Genomic DNA, 18,524 nt, shown 5'->3' with positions numbered 1-18,524 from the left:
CTGCGCTGCTACGCCTTGAACTGCATCCACATCTGTGGGTTTTGCAAAGGTCTCATTTTGTTTGGGTAATGCGGTTAATCAATTTAAGAAAAGTTACCGTTATACTCGGGTCAAGCCCGAGTATGGCGGCACACACATATTTTCAGGAATGAAGCGGTTTTTTGACAAAGGTGATGCCTGTCTGAACAGACGGCTCAAAATATTTCAGACAGGCATTGTCGGTTAAAACGGCCCCTTTTGCTGTTTCGATTTTTCCGCCAGCATGGCCTGCAAACCGGCCAGATTGCTTCTGCCTTCTTCTTTGCTCACGATGGGCTCGCCGCCTTTTCGGCCAAGAATCCGCAAGTCTTCCTGCGGCATTTCGTCGATAAAGCGGCTGGGTTCGGGAAACTGCCAGGTGCCTTGGCGTTTGCGCTTGATGCAGTGGGTGAGCGTGAGCTGGCGCTTGGCACGGGTGATGCCTACGTACATCAGCCGCCGTTCTTCTTCGACGTTGCTCTCTTCGATGCTGTCGGCATGCGGCAGGATGCCTTCTTCGCAGCCCACCAAAAATACATACGGATATTCCAGCCCTTTGGAGGCGTGCAGGGTGGAGAGTTTCACTGCATCTACTTCTTCTTCGTTTTTTCCTTCCAACAGCGTCATCAGCGCGATGGTTTGCGCGATTTCGATGATGTTTTTGCCGTCTTGTTCGCCTTTTTTCGCCAGCCAGCCGGTTAAGTCGCATACGTTGCGCCATTTGATTTCGCCGGCTTTGCCTTCCTCGCTGTTCAATAGGTGCGCTTCGTAGCAGATATCGCCGAGCAACTTGTTGATGAGTTCGCCGGCATCGTCGTGTTCGGCGCGGGAGCGGTAGTTTTCCATCAGCGTCATAAATTGTTGCAGGTGTTCGCGGTTGGCGGTGGTGATCGCGGATTGTGCTTCGGGGGTTAAAGCGGCTTCATAGAGGCTGCATCCGTGTTGGTGGGCATAGGCATTGAGTTTGCCTAGCGTGGCTTCGCCGATGCCGCGTTTGGGGGTGGTGGCGGCGCGCAGAAAGGCGGGGTCGTCGTTGGGGTTGGCCAAGAGGCGGATATAGGCGAGCATGTCTTTGATTTCGGCTTTGTCGAAAAAACTCTGGCCGCCGGATAGCTGATAGGGCACGCGTGCGCTGCGCAAGGCTTCTTCGAATATGCGCGCTTGGTGGTTGCCGCGGTAGAGTACGGCGAAATCGGCGTAGCGGGTTTTATCGCCGCCCACCAGTTTCTGCTTCACAATCTGGCTGACCACCCATTCGGCTTCGTGTTGTTCGTGCTGGCAGGCCACGATTTTAATGTGTTCGCCCATGCCGAATTGCGACCACAAGGTTTTTTTAAACAGCTTGGGGTTGTTTTCGATCACTTTGTTGGCCACTTTGAGAATCCGCGCGGTGGAGCGGTAATTCTGCTCGAGCTTAATCACTTTCATCTGCGGATAGTCGGCCTGCATTTGGCGTAGGTTTTCCATATTGGCGCCGCGCCAGGCGTAGATGGATTGGTCGTCGTCGCCCACGGCGGTGAACATGCCTTCGGCGCCGGTTAAGAGTTTCATTAAGGTGTATTGGCAGGCGTTGGTGTCCTGGCATTCGTCTACCAGCAGGTAGCGCAATCGCAGTTGCCATTTGTGGCGCACTTCGCTGTTTTGCTGCAACAGCAGGGCGCTCAGGCGGATTAAGTCGTCGAAATCCACCGCTTGATAATGTTCCAGCGTGGCCTGGTAGCTGGCGTAAACGGCGGCCATTTGTTTGTCCCACTCGTTTTGGGCGTGTTGCAGGATGTCTTCGGGTGTTTTTAAATCGTTTTTCCACAAGGAAATCTGGTGCTGGGTTTTGTATAGGGCTTCTTTGCCGGTGCCGCCCAATAATTCGTTGATGATTTTGGCACTGTCGGTGCCGTCGAGAATGGAGAAATTCTTTTTATAGCCGATGTGCGCGGCTTCTTCGCGCAGAATGCGCATGCCCAGAGAGTGAAAGGTGCAAATGGTCAGCCCGCGCGTTTGCGCTTTGCTCAGCATTTTACCCACCCGCTCCTGCATTTCTTTGGCTGCTTTGTTGGTGAAGGTGATGGCGGCGATCTGGTGTGGCGGATAACCGGCTTCGGTAATCAGGTAACGGATTTTTTGGGTAATCACGCCGGTTTTGCCGCTGCCGGCGCCCGCTAAAACGAGCAGCGGGCCGCCGAGATAACGCACGGCTTGTTGTTGTTGCGGGTTGAGTTTCATGGTGGGCAATAATGGGGAAAACGAATCGATTATAGCATTTTCAGACAGGCATACTTCGGAGAATGCCTGTCTGAAAAAGATCAAACCGTACCGGGAAAAGTTGTCGATAGCGGGATTGAACGCAGCTTGCTGTCGTTTATCGAAGTCGTTTAATCCGCTATATATAGATTAGGATGAGGCATCGTTTTTTCGGCAGTCGCTTCGGATGATATGAGAAAAGCGGGGAATAATCCCCCGCCCGAGCAGCAATCTTTTTTGTTTCGCGCGGCCTTACTTATAAGAAGAAAATCCATGCGATGAAGACGGCGATGACACCGTAAATCGCCATAGGGATAACGGTTTTCTTCAGGATATTGCCTTCCTGATTGTGCACGTTCAATACGGTGCATACGGCAATGATGTTGTTTATGCAAATCATGTTGCCCATCGCGCCGCCTATCGATTGCAAAGCCAAAATCAAGGTAACGGATAAACCGGTATCGATGGCAATTTGCTGTTGGATACCGCCGAATGTAAGGTTTGAGACGGTATTGGAGCCGGAAAAGAATGCTCCGATGGCTCCCAAATAAGGAGAGAAATAAATCCAATGTTCGCCTGCCATGGCGGCGAACTCATTACCGATGATGGTTACCATGGAGCTCTCCCCGCCAACCATCATCAGTTTTACCATGATCAGTGCGCCGATCAAGGCAAACAGCGGCTTTTTGATTTGCCGGTATGTGATGACGTAACAGTTCCAAGCATCGTTAAACCGGGTTTTATATAAAAACATGCAAATCCATACGGTTAGAATAAACGGAATGAATGCAGGCACATACAGGGTTTGGTATTTTTCGGAAACGGCTTCTCCGAAAATATTATTGAAAACAATCGTGAGCGAGCGGGTGATGGTAATGTCGCTTAAGGCGGGCAGCGAAAAGCTGAACCAAGGTTGCGGATCGGTCAACAGATCTTTGATACCGAGCTGTTTGATGCGGGTGACGACCAACATGCCGATCAAAAGCCCCAGCGGCGTAAGTGCTTTGGCTACGGCGGCAAAGGAAACTTTTTCGAGGGTTTGATCTTTTTCGTGCTCTTTGTTCAGCCCCCAGCCTTTATTTGCTGCGAATACCGAAATCATTAGGCCGATGGCTCCGGCTACCAGAGCCGGAAATTCTTCATTTACCATGGCCAAGGCGACGTAAGGAATGGTGCAGGCCAAAATACTGATGTATACAAAAACAATATTTTTCCGGATTTCCGACCAAGGTACGATAAAGCTTAAACCGATCACGGGTATGATGAGGCCTGCGAAGAAATGCATGATACCGGTTTGTTTGCCGATATCCAGAATATCTTGCGGCGATAGATTCAGCGGCGCAAAACCAAACCAAGTGGGTGTGCCGACTGCGCCGAACGATACCGGAACGGAGTTCATTACCAAGGTAAAGATGGCGACTTTCAATGGATTGAACCCCAAACTCATCAGAATCGGTGCGGCAATCGCAGCCGGCGTACCGAAGCCGGAAGCGCCTTCGATCATAAAGGCGAACGCCCAGCCTATGATCATCAATTGTGCGACCGGGTTGGGGCTGATACTGGCCAGCCATTTTCGGATGATTTCGATACAGCCGGTGATTTCCAACATACGGTTGAACAAAATGGCGCCGAAAATTACCGTAATCGGGGTAAGTGTGGAAACCAAGCCAGATACGGTTGTGGCGTTCAGCAGCATGAAATCATTATCAAAATAAGTGATTTTGATGATGTAGATCAGCGCTGCGACCAGAGGCAGCGCAATATAGGAAGGCATACTGTTTTTCTTTACCATCAGCCATATCAGCAAAACGATGGGAAAGATGCTGAGCAACAGCGCGGTCATGTGATTATCCTTCGGGTATCCGGTAATAATCCAGTCAGGAACCCGGTATCGGAGCTTCAGTTGGAAAAACATCATATCCAACGACGGGTATGTTCGTGTAATTATTGCCTGTTTGTCATTAAAAATCTGATGGGTAGAGCAGCCTTTTTTATTTTGAAGAACAATATTTTTCAGACAGGCATCAAGCTAGTTATAAACAGCGGCTGCGGTTTGATGCGCCCTTGCCGATATTTTTGGCAAATGCCTGTCTGAAAACAATACAACGGATTATTCCGCTGCTTCTTTGGCAGCCGCCAGCGCGGTGGGGTTGGGGGTCGGTTCGCCGATTTTATGCAGCGTGTTGTGGTCGGTATGGTGGAAAGGCTTATCGATATCGGGAATCGTTAAAACGGTATCCTGCGCGTAAGACCAAGTACCGTCGTCATTGATTTTGACATTAATCGTATAGCTCTCGGTACGGAAGGCGTGTTCTAAAAACGGATTCGACAAAATGCCGTTTACGGTTGAACCGCGTTCCGCTTTCAAGGTAAACATCTTGGCATCGGGCGCCGCTTTGCCTACCGCCATCACGGTTTGGCCGCGTGGAATGGAAAGGGTGAGCATCACGGTTTGGGTGGCCGGTTCCCACAACCAGTAGCCGACTTGGTCGTGGAAGGTTTCCACTTCGTCTGGCTGTACGATACGGGTATGGTAGCGCAGACCGTAAAACAGCTGTGGGCCGTTGGTTTGCGCGTCTATCGGTTGCAACTCGTAATGCTCGATATAGGGATCGGTTTCCGGGCCATCGGCCTTCGGGTTAACATCCACGCCTCTGCTGCCTTGCCAAATGCCCGCCATCGGCGCCAGCGGGCCGAGATTGGCCAAGGTGTTTACATCGGGTTCGGCTTCGGTATAGATGTCTTTCGGGTAGTCGTTCATAAAAATAAATCCAAAGAAAAAGGAGAGACAATTATGGATAGGGCAAGATTGCCACGTTTTGCATAAGCATGCAATGAAGGTATTTGAGCTAAAGCAAATGCCTGTCTGAAAAAAATATTCTTTTTCAGACAGGCGTTTTTATCTCAAATTTTAAACTAAACCGTACCGGCGAAAGTATTGCATTGGTTGATGTCGCCGCTGTTAAAGCCACGCTGGAACCACTGCATGCGCTGTTCCGAAGAACCGTGGGTGAAGCTGTCGGGAACCGCATAACCTTGGCTGCGCTTTTGCAGGCGGTCGTCGCCTACCGATTCGGCGGCCGAAATCGCCAGCTCCGCATCGCCAGCTTCGAAAATGTTCTGGTCTTTCGCATTTTTCGCCCAAATGCCGGCATAGCAGTCGGCCTGCAATTCGAGTTTCACCGAAAGCGCATTGGCCTGTGCTTGCGATTGAGCGTTTTGCTGCGCCTGATGGATTTTGGGCAAGGTGCCGGTCAGGTTTTGGATATGGTGGCCGACTTCATGGGCGATAACATAAGCAAAAGCCGCATCGCCGGCCGCGCCCAACTTGTTTTTCATGTCTTCGTAAAACGATAAATCCAGATAAATTTTCTGGTCGCCCGGGCAGTAAAACGGCCCCATTGCGGCTTGACCGGTGCCGCAAGCGGTGCTGGTGCCGCCGGTATAAAGCACCATAGTGGTCGGCTTGTACTGGGCGTTGTGCTGCGCAAAGTAGGATGACCATACTTTTTCGGTACTGCCCAGCGTAACGCCGGCCAGTTTGCGCAGATGGGCTTCTTGCTGGCTGTCGAGGGTAGAAGTTTGTGCGGAAGAGCCGGATAAATCGCCGGTACCGACCACGCCGGAGAGATCGACGCCGTAATAGGCGCCTACCAGTAAAATAATCAGTCCGATGATGCCGCCGCCTTTGCCGCCCGGCATCCGAGAACGCTGGCCGCGGCGGTCTTCAATATTCGAACTTTCTTCTTGTCCGTCTATGCGCATGATGGAATCTTTCTTTTGAGTAAGTTGTTAACAAAGCAATTAATAAACCCTACCAGAGCGAAGATATGAGCGGGGAACTACCATTGTCGCTTCATTTTATCGAGCTCGCGCCGGTCTCGCTTGGTCGGTCGCCCATCGGGATAAGCCGCCGTAATCCGGCTGGCCTGATCCAGCAGTTTCTGCTGCTCGCGCTCTTGCGCGACTTTGCTGTCTTCTTCATACAAGGCGCGCGCTTCCGGCGCAGGGCGGCGCTGATGGTTGAGCGCCAGCACCGTAATCAGATAAGGCAGCGAATTGAGTGTCAGGTGGATTTTGTCGCCGGCGCTGATATTTTTGCTGTTTTTCACTTTTTGGCCGTTGACCATTACGCGGCCAAGTTCGATATGTTTTTGCGCCAGTGCACGGGTTTTGAAAAAGCGGGCAGCCCACAACCATTTGTCGAGCCGCATGGTTTGTTGATCGGAATCTTTCATCGTTTGGCTTCTGCTTAAAAGTTAGAACTGGTTTTAAGTTTATCATGAAATAAGATCTTAATAAGTGTCAAGGACGAAGGCGAAGCTTGCAGGTTTCTCAATTTTTATCTTGCGGGTAGCACGTTTATCGCGTAAATTGACATGTTATCCAATCAAGTATGCTGTATTAAGCGAATAGTTTTGCCGTTTTCTGATTTAAATTCATCAATATAGGTGAGAGTAACCCGTCCTATGAAACCTGTCTTTCTTGATTTCGAGCAACCGATTGCCGAACTAAATAAAAAAATTGAAGAATTGCGTTTTGTGCAGGGTGAATCTGCTGTAGACATCAGCGATGAAATTACCCGTTTGCAGAAGAAAAGCAATGATTTAACCAAAAATATCTACAACAAATTAACGCCGGCCCAAGTCTCCCAAGTGTCGCGCCATCCGCAGCGTCCCTATACTTTGGATTACATCTCCGCCTTGTTTACCGATTTCCAAGAGTTGCACGGCGACCGCCATTTTGCCGATGATTATGCGATTATCGGCGGTTTGGCTCGTTTCAACGGTCAAAGCGTGATGGTTATCGGCCATCAAAAAGGGCGCGATACCAAAGAGAAAATCCGCAGAAATTTCGGCATGCCGCGTCCGGAAGGTTATCGCAAAGCGCTGCGCCTGATGCAGTTGGCAGAGAAATTCCGTTTGCCGGTATTCACTTTCGTCGATACCCCGGGCGCTTATCCCGGTATCGGTGCGGAGGAGCGCAACCAATCCGAAGCCATCGGCCGTAATCTTTATGAGTTGACCAAATTGAAGGTACCGGTTATCTGCACGATTATCGGCGAAGGCGGTTCCGGCGGCGCGCTGGCGATAGCGGTAGGCGATTATGTGAATATGCTGCAATACTCCACTTATTCGGTGATTTCGCCCGAAGGCTGCGCTTCCATTTTGTGGAAAACCGCCGAGAAAGCCGCCGATGCCGCTCAGGCGCTGGGTATTACCGCCGACCGGTTGTTCAAACTTAACTTGATAGACAAAGTAATCGAAGAACCGCTGGGTGGCGCACACCGTAATTATGAGGAATTGATGGGGCGTGTAAAAGATATTCTTACTGATGAGCTGCGTACCGCACAGGATATGCCTCCGTCCGATTTGCTGACCCGCCGTTTCGATCGCATTATGGCTTATGGTCAGTTTGTAGAAAAATAAATAGCGGTTTGACGATTCGGTTAGAATTGAGCAAAAAGGCAGGCTTGGGCTTGCCTTTTTGTTTTCAGACAGGCATATGCGGGTTATAAGCGTATATGATTTTTTAAGATGAAGATGGTGAAAGATACTGATACTTTACTGAAAACCGTCGGTGCAAGTTGGCTAAGGGCAGCCGGCCGGCCGGCAACGGTAACCGTGGGCTTGAGCGGCGGTTTGGATTCCGTAGTGCTGCTGCATGTATTGGCGCGTTTACAGGCCGAATGCGGGTTTGCTTTGTCAGCTTTATACGTTCATCACGGTTTGCTGGCCGAAGCGGATGAGTGGTTGGGGTTTTGTCAGGCGTATTGTGCTTCGCTGGAAATCCCGTTTTATTTTGAATACGTTCAGGTAGAAAAAAACGGTAAAGGCTTGGAGGGTGCTGCCCGCCAAGCGCGTTATCAGGCTTATGAGCGAAGCGCGGGCGATGTAATCGCTTTGGCCCACCATCAAAACGATCAAAGCGAAACCTTTATGCTGGGGGTATTGCGTGGCGGCGGGTTACGCGCATTGGCGGCTATGCCCGAATGGCGGGCGCTGGCTCTTAACGGTAAACAGATTTGGCGGCCGTTGTTGGCTGTTCCACGCCCAGTATTGCAAGATTATGCCGCCGAACACGGGCTGCCTTATATAGAAGACCCGAGCAATGCGGATAACAGCCTGTTGAGAAACTGGCTGCGTAACGAGGCTTTACCGCTTTGGCGGGAGCGTGTGCCGCAATTGGACGAGCAACTATCGGCGGGAGTACAATTGTTGCAGCAACAATTGGCCATATTGGATGAGGTGGCAAAAGCCGATGCGTTATGGTTGGAAGAGATGGGATATTTTGATTGTACACGTTGGCGGCAACTCAGTCCTGCCCGGCAATCCCAACAATTGTATGATCTGGCGCGCCGTAAACAATTGGGTGTGCCAAGTGCGGCTTCGGTAGCCGATTTTCAACGGGTATTGCTGCAAATTAAACCGGACGTCCAAGCAGAATGGCAGCTGCCCTTTGGAAAAGTTTATGCTTATCAAAACCGCTTGTTTGCTCTGCCGCAGGATTGGCTGGGAAATTGTTTTTGGTTGGATTTGCAAACTATGCAGGATGAAAAGGCCTGTCTGAAAGAAATGGCTGCCTCAGGCAATATTAAACTTTGTTGGCATAAGTTGGGGCTTCGTGAAGATGTGTTAGAGCAAAAACTATTGATTCGGGCGGTAACTACCGATGATGTGATTGAATTGACCGCTGGGCACAAAAAAGTCCGAAAACTACTTCAGGAATGCAAGATTCCTCCCTTTGTCAGATCGTACTGGCCAGTGATAACAGATATTAATAATCACTGTATCGCCGTTGCCAACATATGGGTGAGTCCGAGCCATGCTTGCCCAGATGGGGTATTACCTGTTTTTGAGCAATTTAATTTGTTTATTCTGGAACCAAAATAGATATCTAATGTCTTAAAGCCGTCAATACGAAGAAAAAGACGTTCTGCTATCTATTCTTTTGAAGGTAAAAGATAAGATATGAAGGATCGTGAAGTCGATCAGGCTTTGGTGGAACGCGCCCAACAAGGTGATCATAAAGCTTTTGAGTTGTTGGTTTCCAAATACCAGCGGCGGCTAACGCGTCTTCTCGCACGTTTTATTAAAGACGAGCATGAAGTTAACGATGTTGCCCAAGAAGCTTTAATCAAAGCTTATCGTGCTTTGCCGAATTTTCGAGGCGAGAGCGCGTTTTATACTTGGCTTTACCGGATTGGTATCAATACGGCGAAAAATTTCTTGGCGACCAACGGCAAGAAAATGGTAATTAGTGCCGATGTTGCCAACGAAGAAGGCGAAATGTTCGATTTATCAGACCAGCTGGCGGATGACCACACTCCCGAAGCTGAAATGATGAACCGGGAGATTTTGCAGACGGTTGAAGCAGCAGTAGCGAAGTTGCCGGAAGATTTGCGGCACGCTATCACATTACGCGAAATGGAAGGCCTGTCTTATGAAGAAATTGCTCAGATTATGGATTGTCCGATAGGGACGGTGCGTTCGAGAATTTTTAGAGCGCGCGAAGTTATCGCAAAGGATTTGCGGCCTTTGCTGGACACATCAGAAAACCAACGGTGGTGATAAAATGGCTCAAGAAAAAAATTTTGAATATGTGTCATCGTTGATGGACGGTGAACTCTCTGAAGAAGAGTTTGAACGGCTATTAAATGACGAAGAGGCTCAGGACAAATGGTATGCTTATCATTTGATTCGTGACTGCCTGCAAAACCAGCAGGTTTCGGATAAAGAAATCCGCTTTACACTGGATGAAGAATTTTCCAGAAAATTGGCGCAAACGGTACAAGATCGTCCGGTTGCTCCCGTTAAACGCAGTCATGCCGGTCAGGCAGACGTAGTGGTTGCAGGCGGTCGTAATTTCTACCGCTTTGCAGTAGCGGCCAGCATTATGGCGGTTAGCGTGATTGCATGGCAATTGTGGCCTGCTGTACAAGGTGCGGGTGGGGTGAATACCGTTCAGCAAACTACCTTGCCGGCCAAAACGGATAGCCAAGTGGTTCCGGTGGCGGCCAAACCTCAGGTAAGCCCTGAAAACAGCAATGTAGTGGTGCCGAATGCCGCAGTGCAAAACCAAGGTGAGGCGGTTGTACAAAGCACCGTGCAGGTGGAAAAAGCCGCCAGCCAACCCGGTGCCGCTTCGGCAGTGCAATAATACCTGTCTGAAAGGTAATCGAATTAAGTAAAGCCCCTGTGTTTAACAGGGGCTTTTTCTATGGTATAGCAGATTAACTTAACTTTTTTGTTAGGCGTTGCTGTGCCTTAGTCCAAAGAGAACTATTTTGTAAGCCGCTAAAGCGGCAACAGAATCGGTTCCTTACGTGTGTACTGTCTGCGGCTTGCTGCCTTGTATCGAAAGTTAATTAAATCCGCTATAGATAGGTTTACAAAACAGTTTATCCGGCCAATTTTCTGGCTGCCTCCAGCGCGTAGTAAGTCAGAATACCGTCGGCACCCGCGCGTTTGAAAGCCAGCAGGCTCTCCAAGATCACTTTGTCACCGTCCAGCCAGCCGTTTTGAATAGCCGCTTGCAGCATCGCATATTCACCGGAAACTTGATAAGCATAAGTGGGTACGCCGAATTCGTCTTTTACCCTGCGGATAACATCCAAATAAGGCATGCCCGGTTTTACCATCACCATATCCGCACCTTCCTGAATATCCAGCGCCACTTCCTGCAAGGCTTCGTTGCTGTTGGCCGGATCCATTTGATAGGTTTTTTTATCGGCTTTGCCTAGATTGCCCGCGCTGCCGACCGCATCGCGGAAAGGGCCGTAAAAAGCCGAAGCATATTTGGCGGAATAGGCCATGATGCGGGTATGGATATGACCGTTGTCTTCCAGTGCTTCACGAATCGCGCCGATGCGGCCGTCCATCATATCCGAAGGGGCGACGACCTGCGCGCCGGCTTCGGCATGACAAAGCGCCTGTTTCACCAAAACCTCGATGGTTTCGTCATTCATCACATAGCCACCCGCATCGGTTAAACCGTCTTGGCCGTGGCTGGTGTAGGGGTCTAATGCGATATCGGTCATGATGCCAAGCTCGGGGAAGGCGGTACGGAGTTTTCGCACCACGGTCGGCACCAAGCCTTCCGGATTATAAGCCTCTTGCGCTCCTTCCGTTTTATTACGGGTAACCACCGGAAACAGTGCCAGCATCGGAATGCCCAGTTTGACCGCTTCTTCGGCGGTATAGAGGAGTTTATCCAAGCTTTGCCGTTTCACGCCGGGCATGGAGGCTATGGCTTCTTCTTGGCCGCTGCCTTCCAACACAAACACCGGATAGATCAAATCATTTGAAGTTAAGGTGTGTTCCTGCATCAGGCGGCGGGAAAAATCGTCTTTGCGCATTCTGCGCAGGCGTGAAGAGGGAACAAAACGGTGCGGGAAATTCATGGTAAACAGTACTCCAAATCATTGATAATGCAATTATACGTTTTTTGGAGAGCGGGGTTCAAACGGTTCGTGGTTAATTGTGTTGCCAACTGAAAAACACTTGGTTATCGGCATAACCAAGTGTTTGAGTGGACCGGCTTCCCGTTGGCTCAATAGGATTGTGCTTGAGGGACGGCACCGATACTGTTCACAAACGTCAGCAATTCATCCGCTCCCTGTTTCAATGCTTCGAGAAAAACGCCGGCATCTTGTTGTTGGTTCTCAAGATAGCTGAGGGTAAACAGCCAGCCTTCGGCAGTGAGGGTGTAGTTAATTCCGAGGCCGCCGGGTGAGGTAGGGGCAAAGGCGAAGTTGTGCACCACAGCATCGTCGCCGAGGGTGGAGGTGGAAAGGAAATCAGTGGTAAAGGCCAAGTAGCCCGGATCTTGGAAAAAGGCGGGGCGGCGGCTACCGCTGCGTTTGGCCATCAGTTGTAAGCCGAGCAGGTGGCGGTTGGCTCCTTGCCCGAGTTTGGCGGCCTTAATCCGGGCTTTGTGTTCGGCCAATGCGGCAGCCAGTGTTTCGGCATCGGGCTTTTGCTGGGATAGGCTGCGTACGAAGGCTACGGATTCGGCGGAAACGGGGCGCACGCATTCGGTACGCCCGCTTTGGAAGTGGCTGACATCAACCGCTTCGTAGGTGTTGCGGATGCTGCCGTAGGTGGTGAGCTGGGCATATTGCATGGCGAACTGCATCAGCGCATCTTGGCTGATGCCTTTGGGAATGATGCGGCCTGCAAATGGAATGTGTACCGATGATACCCGCATTTTTTCGGCTTGTTCGCGGTATTGCTGTTGCCACTTCGGCCAGTTTTGCTGTTGGCTGTTATTCAACAGCCATTCGTAGCGGGTAACTGCGGCGTGTATGCGCTGGCCGTTGCTTGCTTGGGTGAGTTTTTCGGCGGCAAGGGTGATGATGCCTTTGAGTGCGCCGCCGTCTTCCCAGCTGTGTTCGCAATGCAGAAAAAGACGGTTGGTAGCGGTGTTGTAGCAATAGGTGGTGGGTTTGTAGCACCAAACATCTTGTAGCGGTTGGAAGCTGGCGCGAGCGAGGTCGTCGTCGGCAGACTGCTCTTGATGGTAGAGGCTGATGTGGAATAAGTCTTGCTCGATGTGTTCGAGCAGGCGGTTGTTGTCGTCCTGTTTTTGCAACTCCTGATAGAGTCGGGCTGTGTCGTCTCCGCCGAGATAAACGGGAACGGTAACGGGATAGGGGTTGCCCGATTGTTCGGCCAGAATGTGTTCGAATGCCTGTCTGAAAGTATCAGGGTGATAGGCTTCGAAATTTTCGTCGAGCGCAGCAATGCGGTAATAAAAACCGTTGTGAAACACGCCGATGTGGCGGCTTTGCAGGGCGAAGCGGAAACCGTCGCTACCTAATTGCGGAATACGGCAGGCACCTTGCAGTATCGCCCATTGCGCCATGCAGACAGGAGTACCTTGCGGGGTTTGGGGCTGCGGGATGCGGCGGTGGTGGTAATCGGCGCATACGGCAGCCAGTGCCGCCGCCCATTCGGCGGCACCTTTTCCGTGGTTTTGCAGGATGAAACCGACATTGCTGGCCAAGGGCAACGGAATGCGGATATCGAGATAGCTGGCCAGCCACGCATCAATCAGCCAACTGCCTTCTGCTTCTTCGGCAAATTCCTGCAAGGCGGTTTGCAGTTCGCGGCCTTTATGGCTGCGGAAATAGCGGGTAGCAGCTTCGGTTTTCTGATAGGCAGCATCGTCCAGCAGGGGGCGTACCTGTTGCAGATAGCGCCGGCAGGTTTCGTTTAAATCGGGTACAGGTAAGCGTGGGCTGGATGACATGGCGGCTCCTTTGCGGTATGACAGGCTGAAGCCTGTCTGAAAATCGTTTTATCAATGTAAATCAAGTTGAAATATCAATTTTAATATTTGGTGGTACTAGAATCTCCCTAGCCGTCGTCTTTATCGAAAAACGCCAGTTTCACCACATAACACAGAAACAGCACCGCCAACAGCAACAGCACGGTTTCCAGCGCGTTGTCCTGCGGGCTTTGGTTCCAGTAGAAAATCTCTTTTTTCATCTGCCTATTCCTTTCTCACGCGCGGCACGTCGCGGTTGAGCTGCCGCCACAGCGCGGCAAACCACAAATACATCACGAACACAAACGGAAAACCCGAAAACGAGCCTACGGCTTTGATGCCTTCCATTTTGCCGGTAAAAATCACTGCATAGCTGATTAAAGTCATCAACACGCACCACACCACCGCGCGGAATTTGTTTTCGCTGCGGCCGTCGCCGCTGGTCATGATGCCCAGCGAAATCGCCGCGCTGGTAACGGTGGTAACGATAAAGCCGAGAAACAGCACGATGGTCAGCGGTTTGGTAACACCCGACAGCGGTAGCATATTGAGCAGATAATAGAACGTACCTTCATAATCGCCCTTGTTGGCGATTTCGGCCAAACGCCCCGTGCCTTCCACCGTGTCGAGCAGGCTGAAGCCCGAAAACACCGAAAACCAAATCACGATAAAGCCTGCCGGAACCATCACCGAAGCAAACACAAATTCGCGCAGTGTGCGGCCTTTGGAAATTTTGGCGAGAAACACGCCCACAAACGGCGCCCACGTTACCCACCACACCCAATAAGCCATCGGATACCACACCACCCAGTCGCGGTTGTGGAACATATAAAGCTCAAACGAATGATGTATCGTTTTGGTGAGGATATTGCCCACCGACACCGCTATCGTACTCAAAAAATAATGCGTGGGGCCGACGGCGAATACAAACAGCAGCAGCAACACCGAGAAATAAATCGTCCAGTCGCCCAAAAATTTCATGCCTTTGTTAATCGGTAGCACCGCACCGGCGGTGTAGAGCGCGGCCAAGGCTGCTAACACCACCGCTTTCCATACTATGGTATCGAACGAAAAACCGGTGATGATTTTCAGGCCCGAAGCAATCTGCACCGAAGCCATCGCAATCGAAGAGGAAACCGACATCGCAATCGACAAAATCGCCATGCCGGTAACGATAACACCCAGCGGCTTCGCCCATTTTTTGTGGCTGAACGCATATTGCAGAGGCGCCGCAGGCGTGCATTCGGTTTTATGCTGATAGGTGAAATATGCCATCACCAAACCCGCAATCATATACAGCGACCACGCCGGAATGCCCCAAACGTGCAGCGCCAAGCTCATGGCGTTTTCCACTTTCTGATATTCCGTCAGCCCCGCTGCCTGAACGCCGATGGGCGAATGGAAATAGTGCCACAAGGCTTCGATGGGGCCGAAAAACACGATGCCCACGCCGATGCCGGCGGTAAACAGCATATTCATCCACGAGAGAAACGAATATTCGGGCACCGCATCTTTGCCGCCCAAGCGGATATTGCCGAAACGCGGCGACAGTGCCACCGCCAGCCCCACGCCGAAGGCCAAGAGCGGCAGCCACATAATCAGCCAATCGAATTTCAGATAGAAAAACTTGCTGACGGTTTCAATAGTGCCGGTGAGCAAAGTGGGGTTGAACACTGCAGTAACGGCCATCAGGCCGACCAGCAGCGAAGTCCATAAAAAATAATTCGGGCGTTTCGCAGGAAGGTTTTCAGGTGAAGCAGACATAGGAGCCTTTCTATGACGGGCGGAATTCTTTTTAGAGTAATCAACTTAGGCTTGTGCGTAAAGCAAATTAACCCTAAGGGTTGACCATGCCTGTCTGAAAACGTTCAGACAGGCATCATTCTGTTTTTTGTGCTAGCCTTAAGTCTGCGCTTCATAAATTTAATCGCAATGATTCCATTGCCATTTAGGAGAACATGATGACAACCCCACTTATCAGAGTCGGCTTGGCCGGAGCCGGTTTATCCGCCAAGATTTTCCATCTGCCGTTTTGGCAGGCAGACGGTCGTTTTGTCTTGCAGCGGGTGTATGCCCGTTCGCCGCAAAAAGCACGTGATACCTTTCCCGAAGCGGAAATAAGCGGCGAATTTGCCGATTTGCTGCGCGACGATATCGATCTGGTGGTGATCACCACACCCAACCAAACCCATTACGAATTGGCCAAACAAGCTTTGTTGGCAGGTAAAAACGTGCTGGTGGAAAAACCGGTCTGCGCCACCGCCGGCCAAGCGCGCGAGTTGGCGGCTTTGGCCGCGCAACAGGGCGTGTTGTTGACGGTTTACCAAAACCGCCGCTGGGATAGTGCGCCGTTGACGGCGAAAACACTGCTGGCGGATCAGTTGTTGGGCGAAGTGGTGGATGCGGAAATCCGTTTCGAACGTTATGCCGAGGGCTTGAACAAGAAAGAATGGAAGGAAACCGGCGAGGCCGGCGTCGGGTTGGTATACGACTTGGGCGTGCATCTCTTGGATATGGCGGTGGATTTGTTCGGTATGCCGCAGCAACTGTATGCCGATGTGCGCTATCAGCACGAAGGCGCGGTGAGCGATGATTATTTTGCGATTATTCTCTATTATGCCGACGGTAAGCGGGTGAATCTGGTGGCCAGCAAATACGCCCGCGAACCCTTACCGTTTATGACTTTGCACGGCAAACGCGGCTCGTATATCAAGCAGGATGCGGATAACCAGGAACCGCTGCTGGTGGCCGGTGCACGGCCGGCGGAAGGCTGGAACCGGGAAGAGGAAGCGCATTGGGGCGTATTGCATACCGAAATCAACGGCGAAACGGTGCGCAAACGCATCGAAGGCGTACGCGGCGACTACGGCGCGTTTTACCGCGAACTTTACCGCGCGCTTACCGAAGGCAAGGAGCCGCCGGTAACGATAGCGCAGGCAGAGGCGGTGCTGGAGTTGATCGAAAAGGTTTATCAGAGCGCCGAAGAAGGGCGCAAACTGGAAGTTTGAGGATCGCTGTTAACAACTATGCCTGTCTGAAAGTTTTTTCAGACAGGCATAGAGCTTTACGGGTGATTTTGGCCTTTTAAAAAACCTGCGTCATACCCGGGCTTGCCCCGGGTATCTGTTTTGTTCGAAACCATCCGCTATATTTTTCGCACGATTGGGCTTCAGAGCGGATATCCTCCGCTTATTCGCCCAACCGCTTGGTTTTGTTGATTACGATTTCCACGCGGCGGTTTTTGGCACGGCCTTCGGGATTATCGCTGCCGTCTTCGTTGGTGTTTGGCGCAATCGGATCGGCCGCGCCTTTGCCGTCGGTTTGGTAATCATGATGCAGGCCGTGTTTTTCAAACCATTGCTTCACAGCATCTGCGCGCGCCAGCGAGAGCTTTTTATTATAGGCGTCGCTGCCCTTGCTATCGGTGTGGCCGGTGATCAGAATCAGCCCTTTGCCCTTTTCACGTATCACTTCGGCGGCCTTTTGCAGCTCGGCATCGGCCTCGGGCTTCAAATCGGTCTTATCGAAATCAAACAACACATCGGAAGCCAGATTGATTTCGATATTGAACCCCGTTTGCTGCGCACTCAGGCTGCTGCCGGTTGCCGACAGATTACTGCCTTGTGCAGAAACTGATGAAACGGGCGCAGAAGTGGTTTGTGCGGCAGCCGGTTGAGGCTCGGCCGTTTGCAAAGCGGCGGAAGCAGGTTGGGCGGAAGCGGCTTGCGCGGGCACGGAAGCAGGCGGCGGCGTTTCCGCCTGCGTGTTTTGGGCGGAGGCGGCAGCGGCAGGTGCTTGGCTGCCTGAAGATTGCGGGTTGCAGGCGCATAAGGCAACGGCGGCAAAAAGGGAAAATGCGGTTGTGGCGTTCATCGGATTGCTCTTTAAAATTAAAGTCGGATTCGTTTAAATGCCAGCCACAACGTCGGCATATTAGGCTTCAGGCCCGATATGCGCGGATATGGCTGTTTTTTAAATTTTTCGGCAAAAAGGTTTTCAGACGGTCTGATCTTGATTGACAGGCCGTCTGAAAACCCTGTATCCGAAAACTTAACGGCTCACGGGAACGGATTCAAATGAACCGACTTCGGGAAAATCGATGGTAATAGTGGGCGAGGTTTCAGGCGGAGCAGGGAATTTTAATGTGAGTGTTTGCGGAAACCTCTGATGTCCCTGAAGCCGCAGCTCTTTATCTCCGCTTAACGGGTTGGCCATGTATTTTCCGTGTTCGTCTTGCAGCAGGGTAACTTTTTTGCTGGTGGTTTCGTCTATATAGTCAAAGTCTTTTAACGGAAAGTATTTGCCGCTTACACCTTTATATTCTCCATTTGCACCTTTTGGAGGCACTGCAATAAATTCCACGCTCAAAATCTGGCCGACAACTTTGGCTTTGGTCAAATGAATGGTGTATTCGCCGAATGTTTTGGTTTGAATCGCCTGAACGGGTTGGCTTTGCACGGCAACCGGCTCTCGGATCAAGCTCTCGCCCGAAGTGGGCGCGGCTGTCTGCTGCGGTGCTTGCGCAGCCGGTTCGGTTTGGGCGGGTGCTTGCGCAGCCGGTTCGGTTTGAGCTGGAGCCTGCTGCTGCGCTTGTTGCGCAGGCGAAGCTGGTGTTGCTTCTTTTTGGCAGGCGGCCAAGCCGGCCAATGCGGTTAACGTGAATACAGCCAATATTTGCAAACGCATATTTTGCTCCTTTGGATATGAACGGTATTGGTGGTTAATACTGTTTAAACTTATCCTAAAAATAGCAAGTTTGGTTAAAAAGAGCAACTACTTTAGTGTAAGTCAAATGCCTGTCTGAAAAACTTTTCAGACAGGCATTGTTCTTTACGGCTTGCTTTATACAACATCCTTATAAAAGGTAATCCTCGAAATCGGCTGCCGTGCAAAGCGAAACTGGGGTTGAATTTAGTGGGGTAAATACCGGTGATGTTTATACGTCTTGAATTGACAATCTAAGTGCAACAAATGCGAAGAGGTGCCCATAAAGCAGT

General features: G+C 51.1%; 16 protein-coding genes. 5 read left to right on the top strand and 11 right to left on the bottom strand.

The features are described 5' to 3' along the window. Window positions 1-222: 222 nt before the first annotated feature. The 5 genes from rep to Q4C79_RS10630 form a co-directional block, all read right to left on the bottom strand. Window positions 223-2,238: a DNA helicase Rep gene (rep, locus tag Q4C79_RS10650; protein ID WP_303090998.1), complete on the bottom strand. Its 2,016-nt coding sequence runs from the start codon at window positions 2,236-2,238 to the stop codon at window positions 223-225. Between the two features lie 274 nt (window positions 2,239-2,512). Continuing rightward, the gene (locus Q4C79_RS10645; protein WP_303090997.1) at window positions 2,513-4,099 is read right to left on the bottom strand and encodes an L-lactate permease; all 1,587 of its coding nucleotides are present in this window, start codon (window positions 4,097-4,099) and stop codon (window positions 2,513-2,515) included. A 267-nt stretch (window positions 4,100-4,366) separates the two neighbouring features. Then, window positions 4,367-5,017 carry an FABP family protein gene (locus tag Q4C79_RS10640; RefSeq protein ID WP_303090996.1) on the bottom strand — a complete coding sequence of 217 codons (651 nt, stop codon included), beginning with the start codon at window positions 5,015-5,017 and terminating at the stop codon, window positions 4,367-4,369. Between the two features lie 155 nt (window positions 5,018-5,172). Beyond that, window positions 5,173-6,021: a neutral zinc metallopeptidase gene (locus Q4C79_RS10635; protein ID WP_303090995.1), complete on the bottom strand. Its 849-nt coding sequence runs from the start codon at window positions 6,019-6,021 to the stop codon at window positions 5,173-5,175. A 77-nt stretch (window positions 6,022-6,098) separates the two neighbouring features. Then, the gene (locus Q4C79_RS10630; RefSeq protein WP_303090994.1) at window positions 6,099-6,494 is read right to left on the bottom strand and encodes an RNA-binding S4 domain-containing protein; all 396 of its coding nucleotides are present in this window, start codon (window positions 6,492-6,494) and stop codon (window positions 6,099-6,101) included. A gap of 231 nt (window positions 6,495-6,725) precedes the next feature. Here Q4C79_RS10630 and Q4C79_RS10625 point away from each other — a divergent pair, with 231 nt between their 5' ends. From Q4C79_RS10625 to Q4C79_RS10610, 4 genes are all read left to right on the top strand, one after another. After that, the gene (locus Q4C79_RS10625; protein ID WP_303090993.1) at window positions 6,726-7,685 is read left to right on the top strand and encodes an acetyl-CoA carboxylase carboxyltransferase subunit alpha; all 960 of its coding nucleotides are present in this window, start codon (window positions 6,726-6,728) and stop codon (window positions 7,683-7,685) included. 114 nt (window positions 7,686-7,799) lie between these two features. Then, entirely contained in the window at window positions 7,800-9,149 is a 1,350-nt protein-coding gene (tilS, locus tag Q4C79_RS10620; protein ID WP_303090992.1) for a tRNA lysidine(34) synthetase TilS, read from the top strand. 78 nt (window positions 9,150-9,227) lie between these two features. Beyond that, window positions 9,228-9,827, top strand: a complete 600-nt coding sequence (gene rpoE, locus Q4C79_RS10615) for an RNA polymerase sigma factor RpoE (RefSeq protein ID WP_303090991.1) — start codon at window positions 9,228-9,230, stop codon at window positions 9,825-9,827. A gap of 4 nt (window positions 9,828-9,831) precedes the next feature. Further along, window positions 9,832-10,416 (top strand): sigma-E factor negative regulatory protein, encoded by a 585-nt coding sequence (locus Q4C79_RS10610; protein ID WP_303090990.1) that lies wholly within the window; start codon window positions 9,832-9,834, stop codon window positions 10,414-10,416. Between the two features lie 241 nt (window positions 10,417-10,657). Here Q4C79_RS10610 and hemB read toward each other — a convergent pair whose 3' ends face one another. The 4 genes from hemB to Q4C79_RS10590 form a co-directional block, all read right to left on the bottom strand. Then, on the bottom strand, window positions 10,658-11,659 hold the full coding sequence (hemB, locus tag Q4C79_RS10605; RefSeq protein WP_303090989.1) for a porphobilinogen synthase: 1,002 nt from the start codon (window positions 11,657-11,659) through the stop codon (window positions 10,658-10,660). A gap of 149 nt (window positions 11,660-11,808) precedes the next feature. Further along, entirely contained in the window at window positions 11,809-13,509 is a 1,701-nt protein-coding gene (locus Q4C79_RS10600; protein WP_303090988.1) for a choline/carnitine O-acyltransferase, read from the bottom strand. A gap of 107 nt (window positions 13,510-13,616) precedes the next feature. After that, the gene (locus Q4C79_RS10595) at window positions 13,617-13,748 is read right to left on the bottom strand and encodes a hypothetical protein (protein ID WP_303090987.1); all 132 of its coding nucleotides are present in this window, start codon (window positions 13,746-13,748) and stop codon (window positions 13,617-13,619) included. Between the two features lie 4 nt (window positions 13,749-13,752). Further along, a complete protein-coding gene (locus tag Q4C79_RS10590; RefSeq protein WP_303090986.1) occupies window positions 13,753-15,291 on the bottom strand; it encodes a BCCT family transporter in 1,539 nt (512 codons plus the stop codon). Between the two features lie 194 nt (window positions 15,292-15,485). Here Q4C79_RS10590 and Q4C79_RS10585 point away from each other — a divergent pair, with 194 nt between their 5' ends. Then, window positions 15,486-16,535, top strand: coding sequence for a Gfo/Idh/MocA family oxidoreductase (locus Q4C79_RS10585; RefSeq protein WP_303090985.1), 1,050 nt, complete (start codon window positions 15,486-15,488; stop codon window positions 16,533-16,535). Between the two features lie 181 nt (window positions 16,536-16,716). Here the strand turns inward: Q4C79_RS10585 and Q4C79_RS10580 are convergent, their stop codons facing one another. Both Q4C79_RS10580 and Q4C79_RS10575 read right to left on the bottom strand, forming a co-directional pair. Continuing rightward, on the bottom strand, window positions 16,717-17,400 hold the full coding sequence (locus tag Q4C79_RS10580; RefSeq protein ID WP_303090984.1) for an OmpA family protein: 684 nt from the start codon (window positions 17,398-17,400) through the stop codon (window positions 16,717-16,719). A gap of 177 nt (window positions 17,401-17,577) precedes the next feature. After that, complete coding sequence (locus Q4C79_RS10575) at window positions 17,578-18,213, bottom strand: phosphoribosylglycinamide synthetase (RefSeq protein WP_303090983.1); 636 nt, start codon at window positions 18,211-18,213, stop codon at window positions 17,578-17,580. Window positions 18,214-18,524 lie beyond the last annotated feature (311 nt).

The sequence above is a fragment of the Neisseria sp. genome, assembly GCF_030523955.1.
Classification (GTDB): Bacteria; Pseudomonadota; Gammaproteobacteria; order Burkholderiales; family Neisseriaceae; genus Neisseria.
This window is presented reverse-complemented; position numbering and strand designations above follow the sequence as displayed.